16 protein-coding genes are annotated in these 20,901 nt (G+C 76.8%); 14 read left to right on the top strand and 2 right to left on the bottom strand.

Features of this window, described 5'->3' with window-relative positions:
* Positions 1-25: 25 nt before the first annotated feature.
* Complete coding sequence (locus ACI79L_RS02895) at positions 26-2,623, top strand: cation-translocating P-type ATPase (protein WP_456935324.1); 2,598 nt, start codon at positions 26-28, stop codon at positions 2,621-2,623.
* Here ACI79L_RS02895 and ACI79L_RS02890 read toward each other — a convergent pair.
* Positions 2,584-4,104, bottom strand: a complete 1,521-nt coding sequence (locus tag ACI79L_RS02890; protein WP_456935323.1) for a carboxylesterase/lipase family protein — start codon at positions 4,102-4,104, stop codon at positions 2,584-2,586. The genes ACI79L_RS02895 and ACI79L_RS02890 overlap by 40 nt on opposite strands.
* A gap of 155 nt (positions 4,105-4,259) precedes the next feature.
* On the opposite strand from ACI79L_RS02890, the gene ACI79L_RS02885 reads away from it, so the two are divergent.
* From ACI79L_RS02885 to ACI79L_RS02850, 8 genes are all read left to right on the top strand, one after another.
* Positions 4,260-4,529 (top strand): DUF1876 domain-containing protein, encoded by a 270-nt coding sequence (locus tag ACI79L_RS02885; RefSeq protein ID WP_456935322.1) that lies wholly within the window; start codon positions 4,260-4,262, stop codon positions 4,527-4,529.
* Positions 4,530-4,539: 10 nt separating this feature from the next.
* Positions 4,540-6,066: a long-chain-fatty-acid--CoA ligase gene (locus tag ACI79L_RS02880; RefSeq protein WP_456935321.1), complete on the top strand. Its 1,527-nt coding sequence runs from the start codon at positions 4,540-4,542 to the stop codon at positions 6,064-6,066.
* A complete protein-coding gene (locus ACI79L_RS02875; RefSeq protein ID WP_456935320.1) occupies positions 6,066-7,499 on the top strand; it encodes a WS/DGAT/MGAT family O-acyltransferase in 1,434 nt (477 codons plus the stop codon). The genes ACI79L_RS02880 and ACI79L_RS02875 overlap by 1 nt, the downstream gene beginning before the upstream one ends.
* Complete coding sequence (locus tag ACI79L_RS02870) at positions 7,492-8,856, top strand: WS/DGAT domain-containing protein (protein WP_456935319.1); 1,365 nt, start codon at positions 7,492-7,494, stop codon at positions 8,854-8,856. Before ACI79L_RS02875 ends, ACI79L_RS02870 begins: the two co-directional genes overlap by 8 nt.
* A gap of 45 nt (positions 8,857-8,901) precedes the next feature.
* Positions 8,902-9,096 (top strand): hypothetical protein, encoded by a 195-nt coding sequence (locus ACI79L_RS02865; protein WP_456935318.1) that lies wholly within the window; start codon positions 8,902-8,904, stop codon positions 9,094-9,096.
* A gap of 28 nt (positions 9,097-9,124) precedes the next feature.
* A complete protein-coding gene (locus ACI79L_RS02860) occupies positions 9,125-9,490 on the top strand; it encodes a DUF5655 domain-containing protein (RefSeq protein ID WP_456935317.1) in 366 nt (121 codons plus the stop codon).
* The gene (locus ACI79L_RS02855) at positions 9,487-11,910 is read left to right on the top strand and encodes a glycoside hydrolase family 65 protein (RefSeq protein WP_456935316.1); all 2,424 of its coding nucleotides are present in this window, start codon (positions 9,487-9,489) and stop codon (positions 11,908-11,910) included. The genes ACI79L_RS02860 and ACI79L_RS02855 overlap by 4 nt, the downstream gene beginning before the upstream one ends.
* A gap of 89 nt (positions 11,911-11,999) precedes the next feature.
* Positions 12,000-12,974 carry a zinc-binding dehydrogenase gene (locus ACI79L_RS02850; protein ID WP_456935315.1) on the top strand — a complete coding sequence of 325 codons (975 nt, stop codon included), beginning with the start codon at positions 12,000-12,002 and terminating at the stop codon, positions 12,972-12,974.
* A 2,648-nt stretch (positions 12,975-15,622) separates the two neighbouring features.
* On the opposite strand, the gene ACI79L_RS02845 is transcribed toward ACI79L_RS02850, so the two are convergent.
* Positions 15,623-15,862, bottom strand: a complete 240-nt coding sequence (locus ACI79L_RS02845; protein WP_456935314.1) for a hypothetical protein — start codon at positions 15,860-15,862, stop codon at positions 15,623-15,625.
* Between the two features lie 220 nt (positions 15,863-16,082).
* Between ACI79L_RS02845 and ACI79L_RS02840 the strand changes: the two genes are divergently transcribed.
* The 5 genes from ACI79L_RS02840 (at position 16,083) to ACI79L_RS02820 (ending at position 20,807) form a co-directional block, all read left to right on the top strand.
* Positions 16,083-17,027, top strand: a complete 945-nt coding sequence (locus ACI79L_RS02840) for a hypothetical protein (RefSeq protein WP_456935313.1) — start codon at positions 16,083-16,085, stop codon at positions 17,025-17,027.
* Between the two features lie 96 nt (positions 17,028-17,123).
* Positions 17,124-17,375 carry a hypothetical protein gene (locus tag ACI79L_RS02835; RefSeq protein ID WP_456935312.1) on the top strand — a complete coding sequence of 84 codons (252 nt, stop codon included), beginning with the start codon at positions 17,124-17,126 and terminating at the stop codon, positions 17,373-17,375.
* Positions 17,372-18,202, top strand: a complete 831-nt coding sequence (locus tag ACI79L_RS02830; RefSeq protein ID WP_456935311.1) for a hypothetical protein — start codon at positions 17,372-17,374, stop codon at positions 18,200-18,202. Before ACI79L_RS02835 ends, ACI79L_RS02830 begins: the two co-directional genes overlap by 4 nt.
* The gene (locus tag ACI79L_RS02825; RefSeq protein ID WP_456935310.1) at positions 18,202-19,998 is read left to right on the top strand and encodes a fumarate reductase/succinate dehydrogenase flavoprotein subunit; all 1,797 of its coding nucleotides are present in this window, start codon (positions 18,202-18,204) and stop codon (positions 19,996-19,998) included. Before ACI79L_RS02830 ends, ACI79L_RS02825 begins: the two co-directional genes overlap by 1 nt.
* Complete coding sequence (locus tag ACI79L_RS02820; protein ID WP_456935309.1) at positions 19,995-20,807, top strand: succinate dehydrogenase/fumarate reductase iron-sulfur subunit; 813 nt, start codon at positions 19,995-19,997, stop codon at positions 20,805-20,807. The genes ACI79L_RS02825 and ACI79L_RS02820 overlap by 4 nt, the downstream gene beginning before the upstream one ends.
* The last annotated feature ends 94 nt before the right edge of the window (positions 20,808-20,901 follow it).

The raw sequence follows: 20,901 nt of genomic DNA, 5'->3' as shown, positions 1-20,901 counted from the left end.
GGACGGGCGCGGTGACGCTGGCCGGGTGACGACGACTGCGGCGGCCCCGCCCGGCCTGTCGACCGGCGAGGCCGCGCGCCGGCGTCCCCCGGGCGGCAACCGGCTGCCCGTGGAGCGGCCGCCCTCGCCGGTGCGGCTGCTGGTCGGGCAGATGGTGCACTTCTTCGCGCTGCTGCTCTGGGGGGCCGCGGTCCTCGCGCTGGTCGGCGGCATGCCGCAGCTCGCCGTCGCGATCGTGGTGGTCGTCGTCCTCAACGGCGTGTTCGCGTTCGTGCAGGAGTACCGCGCCGACCGGGCGGCCGAGGCGCTGCGCGACCTGGTCCCGCACCGCGTCACCGTCGTCCGGGACGGCCGGCGGCAGGAGGTCGACGCCGTCGACCTGGTGGTCGGCGACCTGGTGCTGCAGGAGGCCGGGGACCGGGTCGCCGCGGACCTGCGGCTGGTCGACGTCCACGGCCTGCGGGTGGACGAGGCCACGCTGACCGGGGAGAGCGTGCCGGTCGACAAGGAGGCCGGGGACCCCGCGTACGCGGGCTGCTTCGTCGTCGAGGGCGAGGCGTCGGCCGAGGTCGTCGCGATCGCCGGGGACACCCGGCTGGCCTCGATCGCCACGATGACCCGGACCGTCGAGCGGGCGAAGACGCCGCTCACCCGGGAGCTCAACCGGGTCGTGCGGCTGGTGACCGTGGCCGCGCTGGGCCTGGGCGCGGTCTGCTTCGGCGCCGGGTTCCTCATCGGCCTGCCGGTCGGCGAGGGGTTCCTGTTCGCCGTCGGCGTCACCGTGGCGCTGGTCCCCGAGGGGCTGCTGCCCACCGTGACCCTCTCCCTGGCCCGCAGCGCGCGGCTGCTCGCCCACCGGAAGGCGCTGGTCCGGCGGCTGGAGTCGGTGGAGACGCTGGGCTCGACCACGTTCATCTGCACCGACAAGACCGGCACCCTCACCCAGAACCGGATGGCCGTCGTCGAGGTGTGGACCCCGCACGGGCCGGTCGCCGTCCGCGGGGTCGGCTACGAGCCCACCGCCGACGTCGACGGCGCACCGGCCGCGGTGGCCGCCGCCCGCGCCCTGGCGACGACGGCGGTGCGCTGCTCCACCGGCCACGTGCGGGAGGACGCGGGGACCTGGACGGCGGCCGGCGACCCCATGGAGGCCGCGCTGGACGCCCTGGCCCGGCGGCTCGGCGGGGCCGCGGCGACGACCGGCGTGCCCGGGGGTGCGCGGCGGTTCTCCTTCGACCCCCGCCGCCGGCGCATGTCGGTCTGGAGCTCCGGGGAGCTGTCGGTCAAGGGCGCACCGGACAGCGTCCTCCCGCGCAGCACCCGTCCCGGGGACGCCGCGGCCGCCGCGGAGGCCCTCGCCGGCCGCGGGCTGCGGGTGCTGGCCGTGGCCCGCCGCACCGTGGACCTGCCCGCGGACGCCGACGCCGACGCGGCCGAGCGCGACCTCGAGCTGCTCGGGCTGGTCGGCATCGAGGACCCGCCCCGCCCCGACGTGGGCGAGGCGCTGGCGGAGTGCCGCCGGGCCGGGATCGCGGTCGCCATGGTCACCGGCGACTCCGGCGTCACCGCCGCGGCGATCGCCGCGGAGATCGGCCTGTCGCGGCCGGGCAGCGTCGTCGTCGAGGGGAAGGACCTGCCGGCCGACCCCGCGGCCCTCGGCGAACTGCTCGACTCCGACGGCGCGGTGGTGTGCCGGGTCGCGCCCGAGGACAAGCTGCGCATCGCGCAGGCCCTGCGCGCCCGCGGCCACGTGGTGGCCATGACCGGCGACGGCGTCAACGACGGGCCCGCGCTGCGCGCGGCCGACATCGGGGTGGCCATGGGGGCCAGCGGCACCGACGTCGCCCGCCAGGCCGCCGACCTGGTCCTGCTCGACGACCACTTCGCCACGATCGTGGCCGCGGTGCGCCAGGGCCGGGCGACCTTCGCCAACATCCGGCGGTTCCTGACCTACCACCTCAGCGACAACGTGGCGGAGCTGACGCCGTTCGTCGCCTTCACCGCCACCGCCGGCGGCCTCCCCCTGGCGCTGGGGGTCCTGCAGATCCTCTGCCTCGACATCGTCACCGACCAGGGCCCGGCCCTCGCGCTCGGCGCCGAGCCCGCCTCGGCGGGCGTGCTGGAGGGCCCGCCGCCGCGCCGGCGGCTGGTGGACGGGGCGGTCCTGCGCCGCGCCTTCGGGGTGCTCGGCCCGGTGGAGGCGGCGGTCTCGATGCTCGCCTTCCTGGTGGTCCTCACGAGCGCGGGCTGGTCCTACGGGGAGGACGTCCCGGGCGGCGTGCTGGCCGGGGCGAGTGGCGCCGCCTTCGCCGCCGTCGTCCTGGGCCAGGCGGCCAACGCCTGGGCCTGCCGCAGCACCACGCGGCCGTTCTGGCGGCTGGACCCGCGCAGCAACCCGCTGCTGGGGTGGGCCGTCGGGGTGGAGCTGCTGCTCCTGGCCGCCGTGCTCGCCGTCCCCCCGGTCGCCGACCTGCTCGGCCAGGCGCTCCCGCCGCTCCTGGGCCTCGGCGTCGCCCTGCTCGCCGTGCCGGCCGTGCTGCTCGCCGACGCCGCGCACAAGGTCCTGCGGGCCGGGCGGGCGGCTCAGCGCACGCCGGCCCAGAGGGCGCGCTCGGCGGCGTAGGGGTCGTCGACGACGGCCGGCTCGACGTCCAGGCGCATCACGGCCCGCCGCTCCAGGTCGTAGCGCGGCCAGCCCGGGTCGCCGTCCGCGACGAAGCGGACCCACGCCCGGTGCACCGTGTCGGCGAGCTCCTGCGGCGGGGCCTCGCCGAGCGCCCCGCCCATCATCTGCGGCTCGCCGAGGGTGTCGAAGACGAACGGGATCTCCAGGGCGTGGCAGGCCCCGAGCCGGCCGCCCAGGATCGGCGAGGGCCAGGCGAACTCGTACGCGTAGGTGGCGCCGGGCCGCGGGGCGTGCGCGTCGGCCAGCCGGATCGCCGGGACGCGGACCCACCAGTCGGTCATGACCGCCGCCAGCACGTCGCCGGGGGTGCGGCCGGGGTCGGCGGCGCGGTAGTGCCGCAGCGCCGTCTCCGCGTCCAGCCCGAACGCGGCGGTGCTCCAGGAGCCCCAGCGCTCCACCGGCCCGGCGAGGGCCTCGTCGGTCACCTGGTCGACGAAGCCGCCGAGCACGGGGCCGAACCGCCAGTCGTCGGCGTTCGTGCCCACCAGCACGTCGACGTCGCCACCGGCCCCGGCGGCGATCCGGTCGATCGGCGGCGCGGGGAGGACGTCGCCGTCGACGACCGGGTGGAACGGCATCGTGCTGGCCACGACCTCGCTGCCCCAGCGCGCCGGGTCGGGATCCGCCGCCACCTCGGCGTCGACCCGCCCCTGCGCCTCGAGCAGCCGGTCCACCGGGACCCGGGCCACGGCGTCCCGGGTGGCCGGGACGCCGAGCACCTCGGCGAGCCGCGCGCCGACGCGGGCCGCCTCCGCAGCCGGGACGACGTGGTGCGCCGCGCCGCTCTGCAGGACCGCGCGGCCGAACAGGCCCTCCGCCCGCGGCATCGACAGCAGGTCGCCGATGCACATGGCCCCGGCGGACTCGCCGGCCACGGTGACGCGGGACGGGTCCCCGCCGAACGCGGCGATCTCCTCCTGCACCCACCGCAGGGCCGCGACGTGGTCGAGCAGGCCCAGGTCCGCCGCGTCGTCGTCCTCCCCGAGGTACAGGAAGCCGTCGGCGCCGGTGCGCCAGTTGAGGCTCACGCAGACGACGCCGTCGCGGGCGAACCGGCTGCCGTCGTAGCTGCCACCGGAGCTGAAGTGGAAGGACCCGCCGGGGCTCCACACCAGCACCGGCAGCCCGGCCGCCCCGGGGTCGGGCGTCCAGACGTTCAGGTTCAGGCAGTCGTCGCCCATCTCGGCGGGGTCGTACAGCAGACCCGTCGGGTCGTCCCGGGGGAACCGCGGCTGGGGCGGCTCCGGGCCGAGGACGGTGGCGTCGCGGACGCCGGACCACGGCTGCACCGGCCGCGGCGGCCGCATGCGCAGCGACCCCACGGGCGGGGCCGCGTAGGAGATGCCGAGGAAGGCGCACACCCCGCCGGCCGCGGTGCCGCGCACCCGCCCGTACCGGGTCTCGACGATCGGGTCCACGGCGGCCTCCTCACCTCGGGACGGCGATCGTCCCGCTCCCCCGGGCCCGGCGCCCCCGGGCCGGAAGTCCCGGGCCGTGCGGCCTTCCGGCCGCGTCGGCCGGCGGTCCGCGGCGGCACGGTCGGGAGACCCACCCCTGCGACGAGGAGGCCGACGTGGACGCGGTGAAGACCTGGACGGTGCGCATCGACATCGGTGAGCACGACGGCCGGACCCGGGCCGTCGCCCACCTGCAGACCCGCGACACCGAGGCGGTGACCGGGACCGGGTTCGCCCGGCTCGACCCGGCCGACCGGGACGTGCCCGAGATCGGCGACGAGATCGCGGCCGCCCGCGCGCTGTCCGACCTGGCCCACCGGCTGCTGCGGGCCGCGACGGAGGACGTCGAGCAGTCCACGGGCGAGGCCGCCCACCTGGTGATGTGAGGAGCGGGGCGTGAGCCTGAACCTGGCCACCGTCCTGCGCGAGGCCGCGCGCCGGCACCCCGACAAGCCCGCGCTGCTGTTCGACGGCGGACGCACGACCTACGCCGAACTCGACGCCGCCTCCGACCGGTTCGCGGTCGGCCTGGCGGCGCGCGGCCTCGCGCCCGGCGACGCGGTCGGGCTGCAGCTGCCCAACGTCCCCCAGTTCGTCGTCGCCTACTTCGGCATCCTCAAGGCCGGCTGCGTCGTCGTGCCGATGAACGTGCTGTTCAAGGCCGGGGAGGTCGGCTACGTCCTCCAGGACTCCGGCGCCCGGATGCTCGTCACCTGGGCCGGGTCGGTGGAGGAGGCCGCCAAGGGCGCCGCCGACGCCGGCCTGGCCGAGATCGTCGTCGTCGACCTGCCCGGCCTGCCGACCGTGACCGTCGGCCGGCCCTTCGAGCAGCTGCTGGCCACGCCGGTGCACGGGGCGCCGCCCATGCACCAGACCGGCCCCGGGGACACCGCCGTGATCATCTACACGAGCGGCACGACCGGCCGGCCCAAGGGGGCCGAGCTCAGCCACTTCTGCATGTTCATGAACGCCGACACCCCGGGCCGGCTGTTCGGGATGCGGGAGGACGACGTCGTCGCGGTCATGCTGCCGCTGTTCCACGTCTACGGGCTCTCCAGCGTGCTGGACGTCGGCATCCGGTTCGGCGGCACGCTGTCGCTGGTCCCGCGGTTCGACCCGGCGAAGGTCTGCGAGGTGATCCAGCGCGACCGGGTGACCGTGTTCGAGGGCGTGCCCACCATGTTCATCGCCCTGCTCAACCATTCCGGCCGCGAGGCGTACGACCTGTCCTCGATCCGGGTGGCGGTGTCCGGCGGGGCGCCCATCCCCGCCGAGGTCATCGACGAGTTCGAGCGCACCTTCCCCGGCGTCGTGGTCCTGGAGGGGTACGGGCTGTCGGAGACCGCCTCGACGACGACCTTCAACGTGAGCGCCGAGGAGCGCCGGGTCTACAGCGTCGGCAAGCCGATCTACGGCGTCGAGGTCGCGATCTGGGATCCCGAGGACCGGCCGCTGCCGCCCGGGCACGACAACGTCGGCGAGCTGGTCGTGCGCGGCTTCAACGTGATGACCCGCTACCACGGCAACCCGGAGGCGACCGCCGCGGCCTTCACCGACGGCTGGTTCCGCACCGGCGACCTGGCCTACGTCGACGAGGACGGCTTCTACTTCATCGTCGACCGCAAGAAGGACCTGGTCATCCGCGGCGGCTACAACGTCTACCCGCACGAGGTCGAGGACGTGCTGTACACCCACCCGGCGGTCGCCGTGGCGGCCGTCGTCGGCGTGCCGGACGACCGGCTGGGCCAGGAGGTGAAGGCCTTCGTCGTGCTGCGCCCCGGGCAGCGCGCCACCGAGGAGGAGCTGATCGCGCACGTCCGGGCCCGGGTGGCGTCGTACAAGTACCCGCGGTCGGTGGAGTTCCGCGAGCATCTGCCGATGAACGCCACCGGCAAGGTCCTCAAGCGGGAGCTGGTCGGCTGATGGACCGCATGGGCCCGCTCGACGCCGCGTTCCTCGAGATCGAGGACGAGCAGCCGGGGGCGTCGCTGGCGATCTCGTCGATCGCGGTGTTCGAGGGTCCGGCGCCGTCGCCCGGCGAGTTCGCGACCGCGCTCGCCGGGCGGCTGGCGCTGATCCCGCGCTACCGGCAGCGGGTCCGCCGGGTCCCGTTCGACCTCGGCCCGCCGGTGTGGGTCGACGACCCGGACTTCGACCTCGGCTACCACCTGCGGCGCACGGCGCTGCCGGCCCCGGGGGGCGACCGCGAGCTCGCCGCGCTCATGGGCCGGGTCATGTCCGCCCGGCTCGACCGCAGCCGCCCGCTCTGGGAGTACTGGCTGGTGGAGGGGCTGGCCGGGGACCGGTGGGCGCTGATCAGCAAGGTCCACCACTGCATGGTCGACGGCATCTCCGGCACCGACCTCTACCGCGCCGTCCTCGATCCCACCCCGGAGCCGGGGCCGGCGGTGCCCGACGACTGGCACCCGGAGCCGGAGCCGTCGACGGCCACGCTGACCGCCCTCGCCGCGCGGGACCTCGCCGCGCTGCCGTGGCGGACGACGCGGGCGCTGGCCGGCGCGGCGCGCTCGCCCCGCGCGCTGGGGCAGTTGGTGCGGACCACCGCCCGCGGCACCGCGGCGCTCGCCACGGCCCTGGTGCCCACCCGCCCCTCCTCGCTGACCGGGCCGCTGTCCGCGCACCGGCGCTACGCCTTCGCGCGCGGCCGCGTCGAGGACGTCTCCGCGGTGCGGCACGCGTTCGGCGGCACGTTCAACGACGTGCTGATGGCCGCGGTCACCGCCGGCTTCCGGCAGCTGCTCATCAGCCGCGGCGAGCGCCCGGCGCAGCACGTGATCCGGTCGCTGGTCCCGGTCAGCGTCCGGGCGCCGGGAGAGGAGAGCATCCGGGACAACCGGGTGTCCTCGATGCTCGCCGACCTGCCGGTCGACGTCGCCGACCCCCTCGAGCGCCTGGCCGTGGTGCGGGGCCTGTTCGACCGGCTCAAGGCCGAGCACGAGGCCGACGCCGGTGCGGCCCTCGTCCGGCTGGCCGGCGCCGAGCCCTTCGCACCCGTCGCGTCGGGCCTGCGGCTGGTCTGGCGGCTGCCGCAGCGCAACGTCACGACGGTGACCACCAACGTGCCCGGCCCGAGGGAGCCGCTCTACGCCCTCGGCCGCCGGTGCGTGGAGATCGTCCCCTACGTGCCGATCGCCTCGCGGCTGCGCGTCGGGGTCTCGATGTTCACCTACGCCGGGCAGCTGACCGTCGGCATCACCGGCGACTACGACAGCGCGGCCGACGTCTGGACCCTCGCCCGCGGCATCGAGTCCGGCCTGGCCGAGCTGGTCGCCGCGGCCGGCACGGACACCCCCGGTGCCGGACCCGCCGCGCGCACCCGCCGGGCCCGTGCCTGAGGCCGGCACGGCGGCCCGCCGGCGGATGCCGGCGGAGGACGCGTTCTGGCTGGAGCTGGACCGACCGGACAACCTCATGGTGGTCACGTCGCTGCTGTGGACCGCCGAGGAGGTCGACCCCGGCCGGCTCCGGGCGGTCGTCCGCGACCGGATGCTGGCGCCGTACCCGGTCCTCCGCAGCCGCCCGGAGCTGCGCGGGACGCTGCTGCGCCGGGGGACCTGGGTCGAGGACCGCGACTTCGACCTCGACCGGCACGTCGTCGTCCGGCCCGCGCCCGGGGACGGCGGCCGCGACGCCCTGCGCCGGTTCGTCGGCGAGCAGCGGAGCACGCCGCTGGACCCCGCCCACCCGATGTGGCGCATGCACCTGCTGCAGGGGTACGAGGGCGGCAGCGCCCTGGTCACCCGCTTCCACCACTCGATCGCCGACGGCATCCGGGCGACGCAGGTGATGCTCGGCCTGCTCGACCCGGTGGACGGCACGGCCGCCGCCTTCACCGCCCGTGTCGGCCGTCCCCACCCCCGGGGCCGCGGCGCCGGCACGGTCCTCCGCACGGCGCTGGGCCTGGGCGAGGTGCTGCTGTGGGTGGACCCGCCCACCGCGCTCGCCGGCCGGCCGGGCGTGCCCAAGTCCGTGGCGTGGTCCGACCCGGTGCCGCTGGCGCTGGTGAAGCGGGTCGCCGCGCGGACCGGGACGACGGTCAACGACGTCTGCACGGCGCTCGTGTGCGGGGCGATGGCCCGCCACCTCGACCGGACCGGGCGGTCCCGCCGGCCCCGCGACGACGAGGTCGCCTGGATGGTGCCGGTCAACCTGGCGCCGCCGGACCGGCCTCCCCCGCCGTGGCTGGGCAACCACTTCGCGCTGGTCCTGGCCGTCCTGCCGCACGGCCGGCAGGCCTTCCCGGACCGGCTGGCCGAGGTGCACCGGCGCATCGCCCGCATCCGCGACTCGTGGGAGCCGGGGCTGACGTACGGGCTGAGCCGCGCCATCGCGCTCGCCCCTCCGCTGGTCGGGACCGCGGCCGTCCGGTTCCTGGCGGCCAAGGCCGTGGGCGTGCTGACCGACGTCCCCGGACCCCGGGCGCCGATGGCCCTCGCCGGCGCCCCGGTGGCCGGGATCGTCGGGTGGGCCCCCACCAGCGGGCGGCAGGCGCTGACCGTGACGGTGTTCAGCTACGCCGGGGAGGTCACCGTCGGCTTCGGCGCCGACCCGGCCGTCGTCCCCGACGCCGGCGCCCTGGTGACCGCGTTCGAGGAGGAGGTGGGCGCGGCGATGAGTTCCACCGGGGTCGGAGGTCCTCCTGGTGACCGGTCCTCCGGCCGCTCCGGAGGACGTACGGCCGGTCGACGATGAGGGCCCGACGCAGACCGCCGGTCCGGAACGCAGGAGGAGGTCACCATGGCCGTCCTGTCCCCCCACCCCGCGGAGGACCTGCAGCTCCAGCTGGACCTGGCGCGTCTCGAGCTCGGCGAGGCACGGCGGGCGCGGCAGGTGAAGGACACGCCCGCCGCCCGGGCGCGGGTGGTCCTGGCGCTGGGCCGCATCGACCTGCTGCTCGACCGGTGGAACGACCGCGCCCGGACCCCCGCCTGACCGGCGGGCAGCCGGGCGGGCCGCCGCCGTGACGCCGGAGGAGTTCTTCGCCGGCTCGCCCACGGGAGCCGCCGTCCACGACCGGGTGCGCACCCTGCTGCCGGACTGCGAGGTGTGCGTGTCGCGCAGCCAGGTGGCCTTCCGGGGACCGCGCGCGTTCGCCTGGCTGTGGCGGCCCGGCCGGTACCTGCGGGACCCCGCGGCGGAGGTCGTGCTGTCGGTCGCCCTGGAGCGGCGGGACCCCTCCCCGCGGTGGAAGCAGGTCGCGCACCCCGCACCACGCGTCTGGATGCACCACCTGGAGGTGCGGGACCCGGCCGAGGTCGACGACGAGGTCGCCGCGTGGCTGCACGAGGCGGCCGCCCGCGCCGGCGCCCCCGGGGTCTCCCGGTGACGGGGTGGCTGCTGCGCTACGAGGGCCTCGACCCCGGGCACGAACCGCTGCGCGAGGCGCTGTGCACCCTCGGCAACGGCCGGTTCGCCACCCGCGGCGCGGCACCGGAGTCACGCGCGGGCGGCTGCCACTACCCGGGCACGTACGCGGCGGGGGTCTTCAACCGGCTGACCGACGAGGTCGACGGCCGGCGCGTGGAGAACGAGAGCATCGTCAACCTGCCCGACTGGCAGTCGCTCACCCTGCGCGCCGCCGACGGCGCGGACCTCGGCCCGGAGGCCGGCACGGTGTCCGCGTACGTCCAGGAACTGGACCTGCGCCGGGGCGTGCTCACCCGCCGGTACCGGGTCACCGACGCCGCCGGGCGGTCCACCCGGGTCGCCCAGCGGCGGCTCGTCTCGATGGCCGACCCCTTCCTGGCCGCGCTCGACACCACCGTGGTGGCCGAGAACTGGACGGGGCGGGTCGTCGTGCGCTCCGGCCTCGACGGCCGGGTGGAGAACGCCGGGGTGGCGCGCTACCGGCACCTGAGCGGGCGGCACCTGGTCCCGGGCGAGGCGGTCGCCGGGGAGGACGGCGCGCTGCACCTGACCGCCGAGACGTGCACGTCCCGCCTCCGGGTCGGGCTGGCGGCGCGGCACCGGGTGCTGGTCGACGGCCGGCCGTGCGGGGTGCCGGCCGTCCCCGTGGTGGACGGCGACGTCTACGCCGGCGCGGAGCTCACCCTCGACGTCGTCCCGGGCCGGGTCGTGACGGTCGAGAAGGTCGTGGCGCTGTGCACCTCCCGCGACCGGGCGGTCGACGAGCCGGGCGCCGCGGCGCGGGACGAGGTGGCCCGCGCCCCCGCGTTCGACGACGTCCTGGCCCGGCACGAGCGCGCCTGGCGGCGGCTGTGGGACCGGTGCGACGTCGTGATCGACGGGCCCGCGCACGCCTCCCTGGTCCTGCGGCTGCACGTGTTCCACCTGCTGCAGACGGTCTCCCCGCACAGCGTCGACCTCGACGTCGGCATCCCCGCGCGCGGCCTGCACGGCGAGGCCTACCGCGGCCACGTGTTCTGGGACGAGCTGTTCGTGCTGCCCTTCCTCACCCTGCGGCTGCCCGAGGTGGCCCGCGCGATGCTGCTGTACCGCTGGCGCCGGCTCCCGGCCGCGCGCGCCGCCGCGCGGGCCGCCGGGCACCGCGGGGCGATGTTCCCGTGGCAGAGCGGGTCGACCGGCCGCGAGGAGTCGCAGACGCTGCACCTCAACCCGCGGTCGGGTCACTGGCTGCCCGACAACTCGGCGCTGCAGCGGCACATCGGCCTGGCCGTCGCGTACAACACCTGGCGGTTCCACGAGGCGACCGGGGACACCGCCTTCCTCGACGCGCACGGCGCGGAGGTGCTGCTGGAGGTCGCGGCCTTCTTCGCCGACCTGGCCACCTACGACCGCAGCGACGACCGCTTCGACGTCTGCGGCGTCATGGGTCCCGACGAGTACCACGACGCGCTCCCGTGGCGGGACCGGCCCGGGCTCGACGACAACGCCTACACCAACGTGATGACCGCCTGGACGCTGGCGCGGGCGCAGGACTGCCTGGCCCTGCTCGGCCCGCGGCGGGAGGCGGAGCTGCTGGACCAGCTGGGCCTCGGCCGGGCGGACCTGGAGCGGTGGGAGCACGTCTCCCGCAAGCTGCGGCTGTGCTGGCACGACGACGGGGTGCTCAGCCAGTTCCGCGGCTACGACCGGCTGGAGGAGTTCGACTGGGCGGGCTACCGCCGCCGCTACGGCGACGTCAGCCGGCTCGACCGCATCCTCGAGGCCGAGGGCGACTCGACCAACCGCTACAAGCTGTCCAAGCAGGCCGACGTCCTCATGCTGTTCCAGCTGCTGACGGCCGAGGAGTTCTACGCCGTCCTGGACCGGCTGGGCTACCCGCACGACCGGCAGACGATCCCGCGGACCGTGCGCTACTACCTCGACCGCACGTGCCACGGCTCGACGCTGTCGCGGGTGGTGCACGCCTGGGTGCAGGCCCGCAGCAACCGCCGTCGCGCCTGGGACGACTGGCTCGTGGCGCTGGAGAGCGACGTCTCCGACGTGCAGGGCGGCACCACCGGGGAGGGCGTCCACCTCGGCGCCATGGCCGGCACGGTCGACCTGCTGCAGCGGGCCTTCACCGGCCTGGAGACGCGGGGCGGGGCGCTGGGCCTGGACCCGTACCTGCCGGACGCGCTCGCCGGCATGCGGTTCCGGCTGCGCTACCGGGACCACCCGGAGGTCGAGGTGGCGATCACCCACGGCGAGGTCGTCGTCGGGGGCGACCCGGGGCGGGCGGCGGAGCTGCCGCTGCGGGTGCGGGACCAGGAGTTCCGGCTGGACCCCCGCGGCAGCCTGCGCGTGCCGCTGTCCCGGCGGCGGAACGGGCGGGACCGCTGACCGGTCCGCCGGGCGCGGCACCGCGGCGGTCCTGCAGGCTGAGGGCGCCGCCCCGGGTACCGGGGCGCCCGGCTGGACGGAGGACACCCATGTGGGCACAGACGCTGCGCGGTCCCTTCCGGTTCGAGGAGGTGGAGGTCCCGGCCCCGGACGCCGGCGCGCTGGCGCCCGGGCACGTGCTGCTGGCCACCCGCGCCGGCGCCATCTGCGGCAGCGACCTGCCCAACTTCCGCGGCGGCGTGTGGCCGCACCCGGCCGCCGAGGACGGCTGGGGCGCCACCCGGGCGCCGGGCTTCCCGATGCACGAGATCGTCGGGGAGGTGGTCGCCAGCCGGCACCCCGACCACGCCCCGGGCGACCTCGTCGTCGGCTGGGCGTCGATGTTCGACGGCATCGCCGAGCTCGTCGTCACCGACGGCGAGGGCGTGGCCGGCTACGACACCGCGCTGCCGCCCACGACCGCGGTCATGCTGCAGCCGCTGGCCTGCGTGCTCTACGCCGCCGAGCAGCTCGGCGACGTGTCCGGGCAGTCGGTGGCCGTGATCGGCCAGGGCCCGATCGGGCTGCTGTTCAGCCACGTGCTCAAGGCGCGCGGCGCGGCGCGGGTGACCGGCGTCGACCCGGTGGACCGCCGCGACGCCGCGTCCGCCTTCGGCGTGGACGAGACGGTGACGGCGCGCGCCGAGCGCTGGGCGGGCACGCTGTCCGACGCCGACCGGCCCGCCGTCGTCGTCGAGGCCGTGGGCCACCAGGTGACGACGCTCAAGCCCGCGCTGGACGCCGTCGCGCCCGGCGGCCAGGTCTTCTACTTCGGCGTCCCCGACGACCCGGTCTACCCCTTCGACATGATGACCTTCCTGCGGAAGAACCTGACCCTCCGCTCGGGCGTCACCCTGGAGCGCCGTCGCGTGCTGGCGGACGCCGGCGCCTACCTGGCCGCGCACCCGGAGCTGCGCGACTGCTACGTCACGCACGTCCACCCGGTCGCCGACGTGGAGGCGGCCTTCGGCGCCGCGGTCGCGCCCCGGCCGGGGCAGCTCAAGATCGCGGTCGACATGACCTGACGGGCGCCGTCCCGACCCCCCCGTCGGAGGTCGGAGACGTGTTGCGCCCCCCGCGCGGGCCCCAGCATGCTGGCGCGGCACGGGGTTCCGGACGACCACGCACCGCCACCACCACCTGGAGGCTCCATGCGTGCACGACGACGGCGTCCCGCCGGTACCCGGGGCGGCGGCGCGCGGCCGGACCTCGTCCGCCCCCGCCGGCCCCGGCGCCGCCCCGTCGTCAGCCACGACCCCGACGCGTCCCGGGTGGCGTCCCGCCGCCTCTCGCGCCGGGCCGAGGACGCCGTCACCGTCGCGGGGGCGCTGCTGTTCTCCGCGGTCGTGGCCGGCACCGCCGACCTCACGACGGGGAGGGTCGCCGGCTCGGAGACCGCCGCCGACCCCGCGTCCTCGGGGACGGTGTGGCTGGTCCTCGGCGTCGCCCTGCTGCTCCTGGGCGGGGTGCTGTCGGCGCTGGTCGCGCGGTGGGTCAGCGGCCGGCGCCCGGCGGCGGTCCGGCCGGCCGGCGTGCGGTCCCCCGAGCGGACGGTGTGGTGGGCCCGGCTCCCCGGTCGTGCGGCGCGCACCGCGACGGGGGCGGCCGTCCTGCTCGTCACGACGGGCGTCGCCTCGCTGGCCCAGGCCCTGCAGGGCACCCCCGCCACGGGAGGGATCGTCCGCGCCTTCAGCCAGATCTGGGAGAGCCCGCCCGCCCCGTCGGACCCGCCTCCGCCGGCCGCCGCGGCGCCGTCGGACGAGGCCGCGCCGGAGGACGCGGACGCCGGCACCCCGCAGGCCCCGGACGTCCCGGCCGCCACCGGTGAGGCGCCGCCCGCGGCGGGTGGCGTCGAGGCGCCGCCGCCGAGCGTGGCCGCTCCCACCACCGAGGCCGGGCCCCCGCCGGCGCCCGCCCCGCCGCCCGAGGCCGACGCGCCCGACGCCGGTGTCGAGCCGGCACCCGCTCCCCCGACTGTCCACGAGTCCGCACCGCCGGCCGCGCCGCGGCCCGACGTCGAGGCCGGGACCGGGGCCGAGGCCGGGACCGGGTTCGGGAGCGAGATCGACGCCGAACCTCCGACCGCGGCCGACGAGGTGCCTGTGCCGGACACCGAGCCGGCTCCGGAGTCCGTCCCGTCGCCGCCGGCGCCCGGCACGGGGTCCGGGCCGTCGACCGACACCGGGTCGTCGACCGAGGACGAGCCGGCGCCCGGGTTGGAGACGCCGTCCGAGTCCGGGATCCCGTCCGAGCCCGAGACGCCGTCCGAGCCCGAGACGCCCTCGGATTCCGGGACCGCGACCGCGCCGGACGTCCCGTCCGCGCCGGAGACGTCGACCGAGTTCGGACCGGCCCCCGAGCCGGAGACGCCGCCCGAGACGGTGCCGGCACCCGACGAGGCGACCGGGACGGAGCCGGGAGCGGACTCGACAGGTGAGCCCGAGACGCCACCCGAGCAGGTGCCTGCGCCGGCGCCTCAGCCGGAGCCCCTGGCCGCACCGGAGACGCAGCCCGAGCCGGAGCCCGCACCGGGGACCTCCGTCGCCCCGGAACCGGAGCCCGCACCCGAGCCGGCCCCTGGTCCCGAGGCCGCACCCCAGCCGGATCCCGCGCCGGCGCCAGCGCCCACTCCTGCGCCCGAGCCGGAGCCCGGGCCCCAGCCGGAGCCTGCACCGGCACCCGAGCCCGTACCGCAGCCGGAGCCCGTACCGGCACCCGAGCCCGCACCCCAGCCGGAGCCTGTGCCCGCACCGGCACCGGAGTCGGCGCCCCCACCCGCGCCCGAACCGGCACCCGAGTCGGCGCCCGCCCCGCAGCCGGAGGCACCGCGGGCGGAGGCACCGGCCGAACCGGAGCCGGGACACCAGCCTGCTCCCCCGCCCGCACCGGCACCCGAGTCGGCGCCCCCACCGGAGCCAGAGGCACCGCAGACCGAGGCACCGGCCCGGCCGGACGCGGGACACCAGCCCGCTCCCCCGCTCGCACCGGCACCCGCGCCGGAGGCGGCACCCCAGTCCGAGGTCGCGCCTGCGCCGGCACCTGCCCCGGAATCGGCACCGCAGCCGGATGCGGCACCGCCGGCGCCAGGAGTTCCGTCCGAGGAGGCTCCCCAGCCCGAGCCGCAGCCGGTGCCCCCACCTGGGTCCGAGGAGCCGCCGGCACCGGCGGACGACCAGCCACCGGCACCGCAGCCCGAGGTCCCGCCCGCGCCGGCGCCCCACCCGGAGGCTCCTCCGGCTCCCGAGCCGGCGCCCACTCCCGGGTCAGCGCCACAACCGGCCCCGACGCCCGCACCCGAACCGGCGCCGCAGCCCGAGCCCCCACCACAGCCGGAGCCGGAGCCGGAGCCGGAGCCCGAGCCCGCACCGACACCCGCACCCGAACCGGCACCCGCCCCTGAGCCGGCTCCCGCACCTGAGCCGGCCGTCGAACCAGTGCCGACGCCTGAACCAGCGCCCGCGCCGGCGCCCGCACCCGAACCGGCGCCGCAGCCCGAGCCCGCACCACAGCCGGAGCCGCAGCCAGCGCCAGAGCCTGCTCCGGCGCCAGCACCCGAACCGGCACCAGCACCTGAGCCGGCCGTTGAACCGGCGCCGATGCCTGAACCAGCGCCCGCGCCGGCACCTGAGCCCGCGGAGGAGGCGCCCCCGGCGCCGTGAGCGGCGCGGCGCGGTCAGCCGCGCCGGACTGCTCCCGGGGTGCCGTCGTGCGGGCCGGCGGACCGCGCGGACCGGGCGTCGAGCCACGCCTGGAACTCCGTCCGGCCGCCGGCGCCCGCCCGCGCCGCGCCGACCACGGCCAGGACCGCGACGACGGCCACGAGCAGCAGCAGGCCGACGGCGATGGACTCCCAGCCGAACAGCGGCGGAACGGTCATGCTCCCCGGGTCCGGCGGGGTCGGGACGTCTGCCATGGGCCGAGGGTGCCCGACCGCGCGCCCCGGCGGCGCCCGGCGGCGGTCTTCCACCCGCGCGGGCGACGTCACGCAGAGAGACCCCCGGGGCCGGGGGCACCCGATCAGGCGCGGCGGCGTCCCTCCCGGGTGATGGACCCCGGACGCAGGGACGGCGCCCCGCCGGGCAGCTCTAACGTCCCGGGAACCGGAACGGACCCGGGCGGAGGGAGGCAGCGGGATGACCGCCGAGCTGCAGGTCGACGAGGAGCTCCGCCCGACGGGCCCGGAGCGGCCTCGGCCCAACGTCTCCGGGGACCTGCCCACGGTCCTCGAGGCCGGCCCGATGTTCGGCCGCGCCGTGGCCGGCTACGACCGCTTCCAGGTCGACACCTACGTGCAGTGGGCCGAGGACCAGCTCGCCACCGCCGACCGCGAGCGCGAGCACCTGGTCACCCGCCTGCTGAGCACCCGCGCCGCGCTCGACCAGGCCCGGGCGCTGCTCGGCCACTCGTCCGGGGGCGGGGAGTTCCTCCAGCTGTCCCGGCGCATCGGGTCGATGCTCGCCGCGGCGGCCGACGAGGCCGAGGGCATGCGCGCCGAGGCCGAGGCCGCCTGGGCCGCCGCCTCGGAGCAGGCGGAGCGGGTCGTCGCCCGCGCGCAGCGGACCCTCGCCGACGCCGAGGCCGAGGCCGACCGGACGGCGGCCGCGGCGGCCGCGCACGGGGCGGAGTGCGCCGCGCGGGCCGCCCGGCTCCTCGACGACGCCGAACGGTCGGCCGCCGCCACCCGGGCCGAGGCCGCGGCGCGGCTGGACGACGTCCGGGCGGCCGAGCGCCGCGCCGCCGCGGACGCCGACCGGGTGCGGCAGCGCGCCGAGGAGGACGCGGCCGCCGCCCGGGCCCGCGCGCGGGCCGACATCGTCGCGATGCTGGCCACCGGGCGCGAGGAGCGGCGGCGCGCCGACGCGGAGGCGGCCGCGACCCGCGAGCGCCTGGACCGGGAGGCGGTCACGCGCCGCGCCGCGCTCCTGGCCGAGCTGGCGGACCTCCGGCGGCAGCGGGCCGCGCTCCGGGCGGAGCTCGACCTGCTCGCCCGCCCGGCGCCCCCGCCGCCGCCCGGCCGGCTGGACGTCCTCCGGCGGTGGGCGGTCCTCCTGCGCGGGGTGCGCGACCGCGCGTCCTGACCCGGACGGCGCAGCGCCCCCTTCCCCGGCCCCGGCGTCGGTGGTGCACTTCCCCCCTCGGCTTCCCGGCGACGCCAGCAGGGTCTGGAGGCGGCGATGTCCTTGGAGCAGGACGTGGCGGCGGCCCGCCGCGCGGTGGACGCGCTCGAAGAGGCGTGCGCACCGCTGACGGGGCACTTCGGTGACACCGTGGACGCCCGCCGGCTCAGGGTCGACGTCGCCCGGCTGCGCGACGACCTGGCCCTGCTCTGCGGCACCCGGGTCCGCACGGCCTGGGAGCCGTTCGCGGCCGTCTACGGCGACGGCGACGACGAGGGCCTGGGCGGGTCCGGCCGCACCCGCCGGTGACCGCCACCGCGCCGCGCGGGACGGGGGCGACCTCGCCCGGACGGGGCGACGGCGGGCCGGCCCCGCGCCGCGCGACGATCGCGGCGCGCACGCTGCGCACCGACCGCTGGTGGCTGCAGCCGGCGCTCACCGCCGCGGCGCTGCTCGCGTTCGTCGTCTACGCGACGGTCCGGGCGTTCCAGAACGCCTACTACTTCTCCGAGCCCTACATCTCGCCGTTCTACTCGCCGTGCCTGTCGACCCGGTGCGAGGGCGACACCTTCCCGGAGCTGTTCACCGGCCCGACGTGGATCTCCCCGGCGATCTACATCCTGGTCTTCCCGCTGGGCATCCGGCTGACCTGCTACTACTACCGGAAGGCCTACTACCGGTCGTTCTGGCTGTCGCCGCCGGCCTGCGCGGTGGCCGAGCCGCACCTGCGCTACACCGGTGAGACGCGGTTCCCGCTGGTCGGGCAGAACGTGCACCGCTACTTCCTCTACGCGGCGCTGCTCATCAACGTCGTCCTCTTCTACGACGCCGTCCTCGCCTTCCGCGACGAGACCGGCGAGTGGGGCCACATGGGCCTGGGCACGCTCGTGCTGCTGGTCAACGCGACGCTTCTGGCCCTCTACTCGCTGTCCTGCCACTCCTGCCGGCACGTCGTCGGCGGGCGCCTCAACAACTTCTCCCGGCACCCGCTGCGCTACCGCGCCTGGACGCTGGTCTCCCGGCTCAACGCCCGCCACATGCAGTGGGCGTGGGCGTCGATGGCCAGCGTCGCGCTGGCCGACCTCTACGTCCTCCTGCTCGCCACCGACACGATCCGGGACGTGAGGTTCTTCTGATGGAGCTCGAGCGGCACGCCTACGACGTCGTGGTGGTGGGGGCCGGCGGCGCCGGACTGCGCGCGGCGATCGCGGCGCACGAGGCCGGGGCGCGCACCGCCGTCGTCTGCAAGTCCCTGCTCGGCAAGGCGCACACGGTCATGGCCGAGGGCGGCATCGCCGCGGCGATGGGCAACACCTGGCCGGAGGACGGCTGGCGGGTGCACTTCCGGGACACCATGCGCGGCGGGAAGATGCTCAACCACTGGCGCATGGCGCAGATCCACGCGCAGGAGGCGCCCGACCGGGTGCGCGAGCTCGAGGACTGGGGCGCGCTGTTCGACCGCACCCCCGACGGGCTGATCAGCCAGCGCGACTTCGGCGGTCACCGCTACGCCCGGCTCGCGCACGTCGGCGACCGCACCGGCCTGGAGCTCATCCGCACGCTGCAGCAGCGCACCGTCGCCCTCGGCGTCGACGTGTTCATGGAGTGCACGGTCACCCGGCTGCTGACCGACGACGAGGGCGTCACCGGGGCGTTCGGCTACTGGCGGGAGTCGGGCCGGTTCGTGGCCTGGGAGGCGCCGTCGGTGGTGCTGGCCACCGGCGGCATCGGCAAGGCCTGGAAGGTCACCTCGAACTCGTGGGAGTACACCGGCGACGGGCACTCGCTGGCGCTGCAGGCCGGTGCCGGGCTGGTGAACATGGAGTTCGTCCAGTTCCACCCGACCGGGATGGTCTGGCCGCCGTCGGTGCGCGGCATCCTGGTCACCGAGAGCGTCCGCGGCGACGGCGGCGTGCTGCGCAACTCGGCCGGCAACCGGTTCATGTTCGACTACATCCCGGACTACTTCCGCAAGGAGACGGCGGAGACCGAGGACGAGGCCGACCGCTGGTACGACGACAAGAAGAACAACCGGCGCCCGCCCGAGCTGCTGCCCCGCGACGAGGTCGCCCGCGCCATCAACAGCGAGGTCAAGGCCGGCCGCGGCTCCCCCCACGGCGGCGTCTTCCTCGACATCGCCACCCGCCGCCCGGCCGAGTACGTCCGCCGCCGGCTGCCGTCGATGTACCACCAGTTCAAGGAGCTGGCCGACGTCGACATCACCGCCGAGGCGATGGAGGTCGGGCCCACCTGCCACTACGTGATGGGCGGCGTCGAGGTGGACCCGGACACCGCCGCGGCGTCCGTGCCGGGGCTGTTCGCCGCCGGTGAGGTCGCCGGCGGGATGCACGGGTCCAACCGGCTGGGCGGCAACTCGCTGTCGGACCTGCTGGTGTTCGGCCGCCGCGCCGGCGCCGCCGCGGCCGAGCACGCGGCCAAGCGGGCCGGCGTGGTCGCGCTCGCCGAGGAGGCGCTGGCCGACGCCGCGCGGGCGGCGCTGGCGCCGTTCGAGCGGGAGGGCGGCGAGAACCCCTACACCGTGCAGCAGGACCTGCAGCAGACGATGCACGACCTGGTCGGGATCATCCGCACCGCGCCGGAGATGGAGCAGGCGCTGGCCCGCATCGCCGCCCTGCGGGAGCGGGTCGCGGCGCTGTCGGTCGAGGGGCACCGGCAGTACAACCCCGGGTGGCACCTGGCGCTGGACCTGCCGCACCTGCTGCTGGTCGGCGAGTGCGTCGCCCGCGCCGCGCTCGCCCGCGAGGAGAGCCGCGGCGGGCACACCCGCGACGACTTCCCCGCGACCGACCCGGAGTGGGGCCGCACCAACCTGGTCTGCACCCGGACGGGGGACGGCGCGGTGACCGTGGCCCGGCAGCCGCTGCCGCAGATGCCGCCGGAGCTGGCGGAGGTCTTCGAGGAGGGCGCATGACCGAGCCTGGGGAGCCGAGCATCGGGGGGACCGACGGCGGCGGGGACGGGGACGGCGGCTACGACGCCACCTTCCGGGTCTGGCGGGGCGACGCCTCCGGCGGGGAGCTGCAGACCTTCACCGTGCCGGTGCACGAGGGCGAGGTGGTCCTCGACGTCATCCACCGGCTGCAGGCCACGCAGGCCGGCGACCTGGCCGTCCGGTGGAACTGCAAGGCGGGCAAGTGCGGCTCGTGCAGCGCGGAGGTCAACGGCCGGCCGCGGCTGATGTGCCTGACCCGGATGAGCACGTTCGCCCAGGACGAGCCGGTGACCGTCACCCCGCTGCGCACCTTCCCGGTGATCCGCGACCTGGTCACCGACGTCTCCTACAACTACGAGAAGGCCGCGCAGGTCCCGGCGTTCACCCCGCGCCCGCGCGACCCGGACGGCAACCACCGGATGCAGCAGGTCGACGTCGAGCGGCCGCAGGAGTTCCGCAAGTGCATCGAGTGCTGGCTGTGCCAGGACACCTGCCACGTCATCCGCGACCACGAGGACAACAAGGCGGCCTTCGCCGGGCCGCGCTTCCTCATCCGGCTGGCCGAGCTGGACATGCACCCGCTCGACGTCGTCGACCGCCGGGACGCCGCCCGGGAGGAGTTCGGCCTGGGCTACTGCAACATCACCAAGTGCTGCTCGGAGGTCTGCCCCGAGGGCATCCACCTCACCGACAACGGCATCATCCCGCTCAAGGAGCGGGTGGTGGACCGCCGGTACGACCCGCTGACCTGGCTGGGGTCGCGGATCGGGCGGCGCCCGCGGCGCTGACGCGGGGAACGCGCACGGGCCCGTTGCCACGCGCGGCGACCGCGGGAACGCTCGCTGGTGCGGCGGTGCCGCACCGGGCGTCGCCGCACGCACG

Source organism: Geodermatophilus sp. SYSU D00684 (assembly GCF_054050455.1).
The sequence above is the reverse complement of the archived record's forward strand: the minus strand, read 5'-3'. Positions and strand labels throughout refer to the sequence as shown.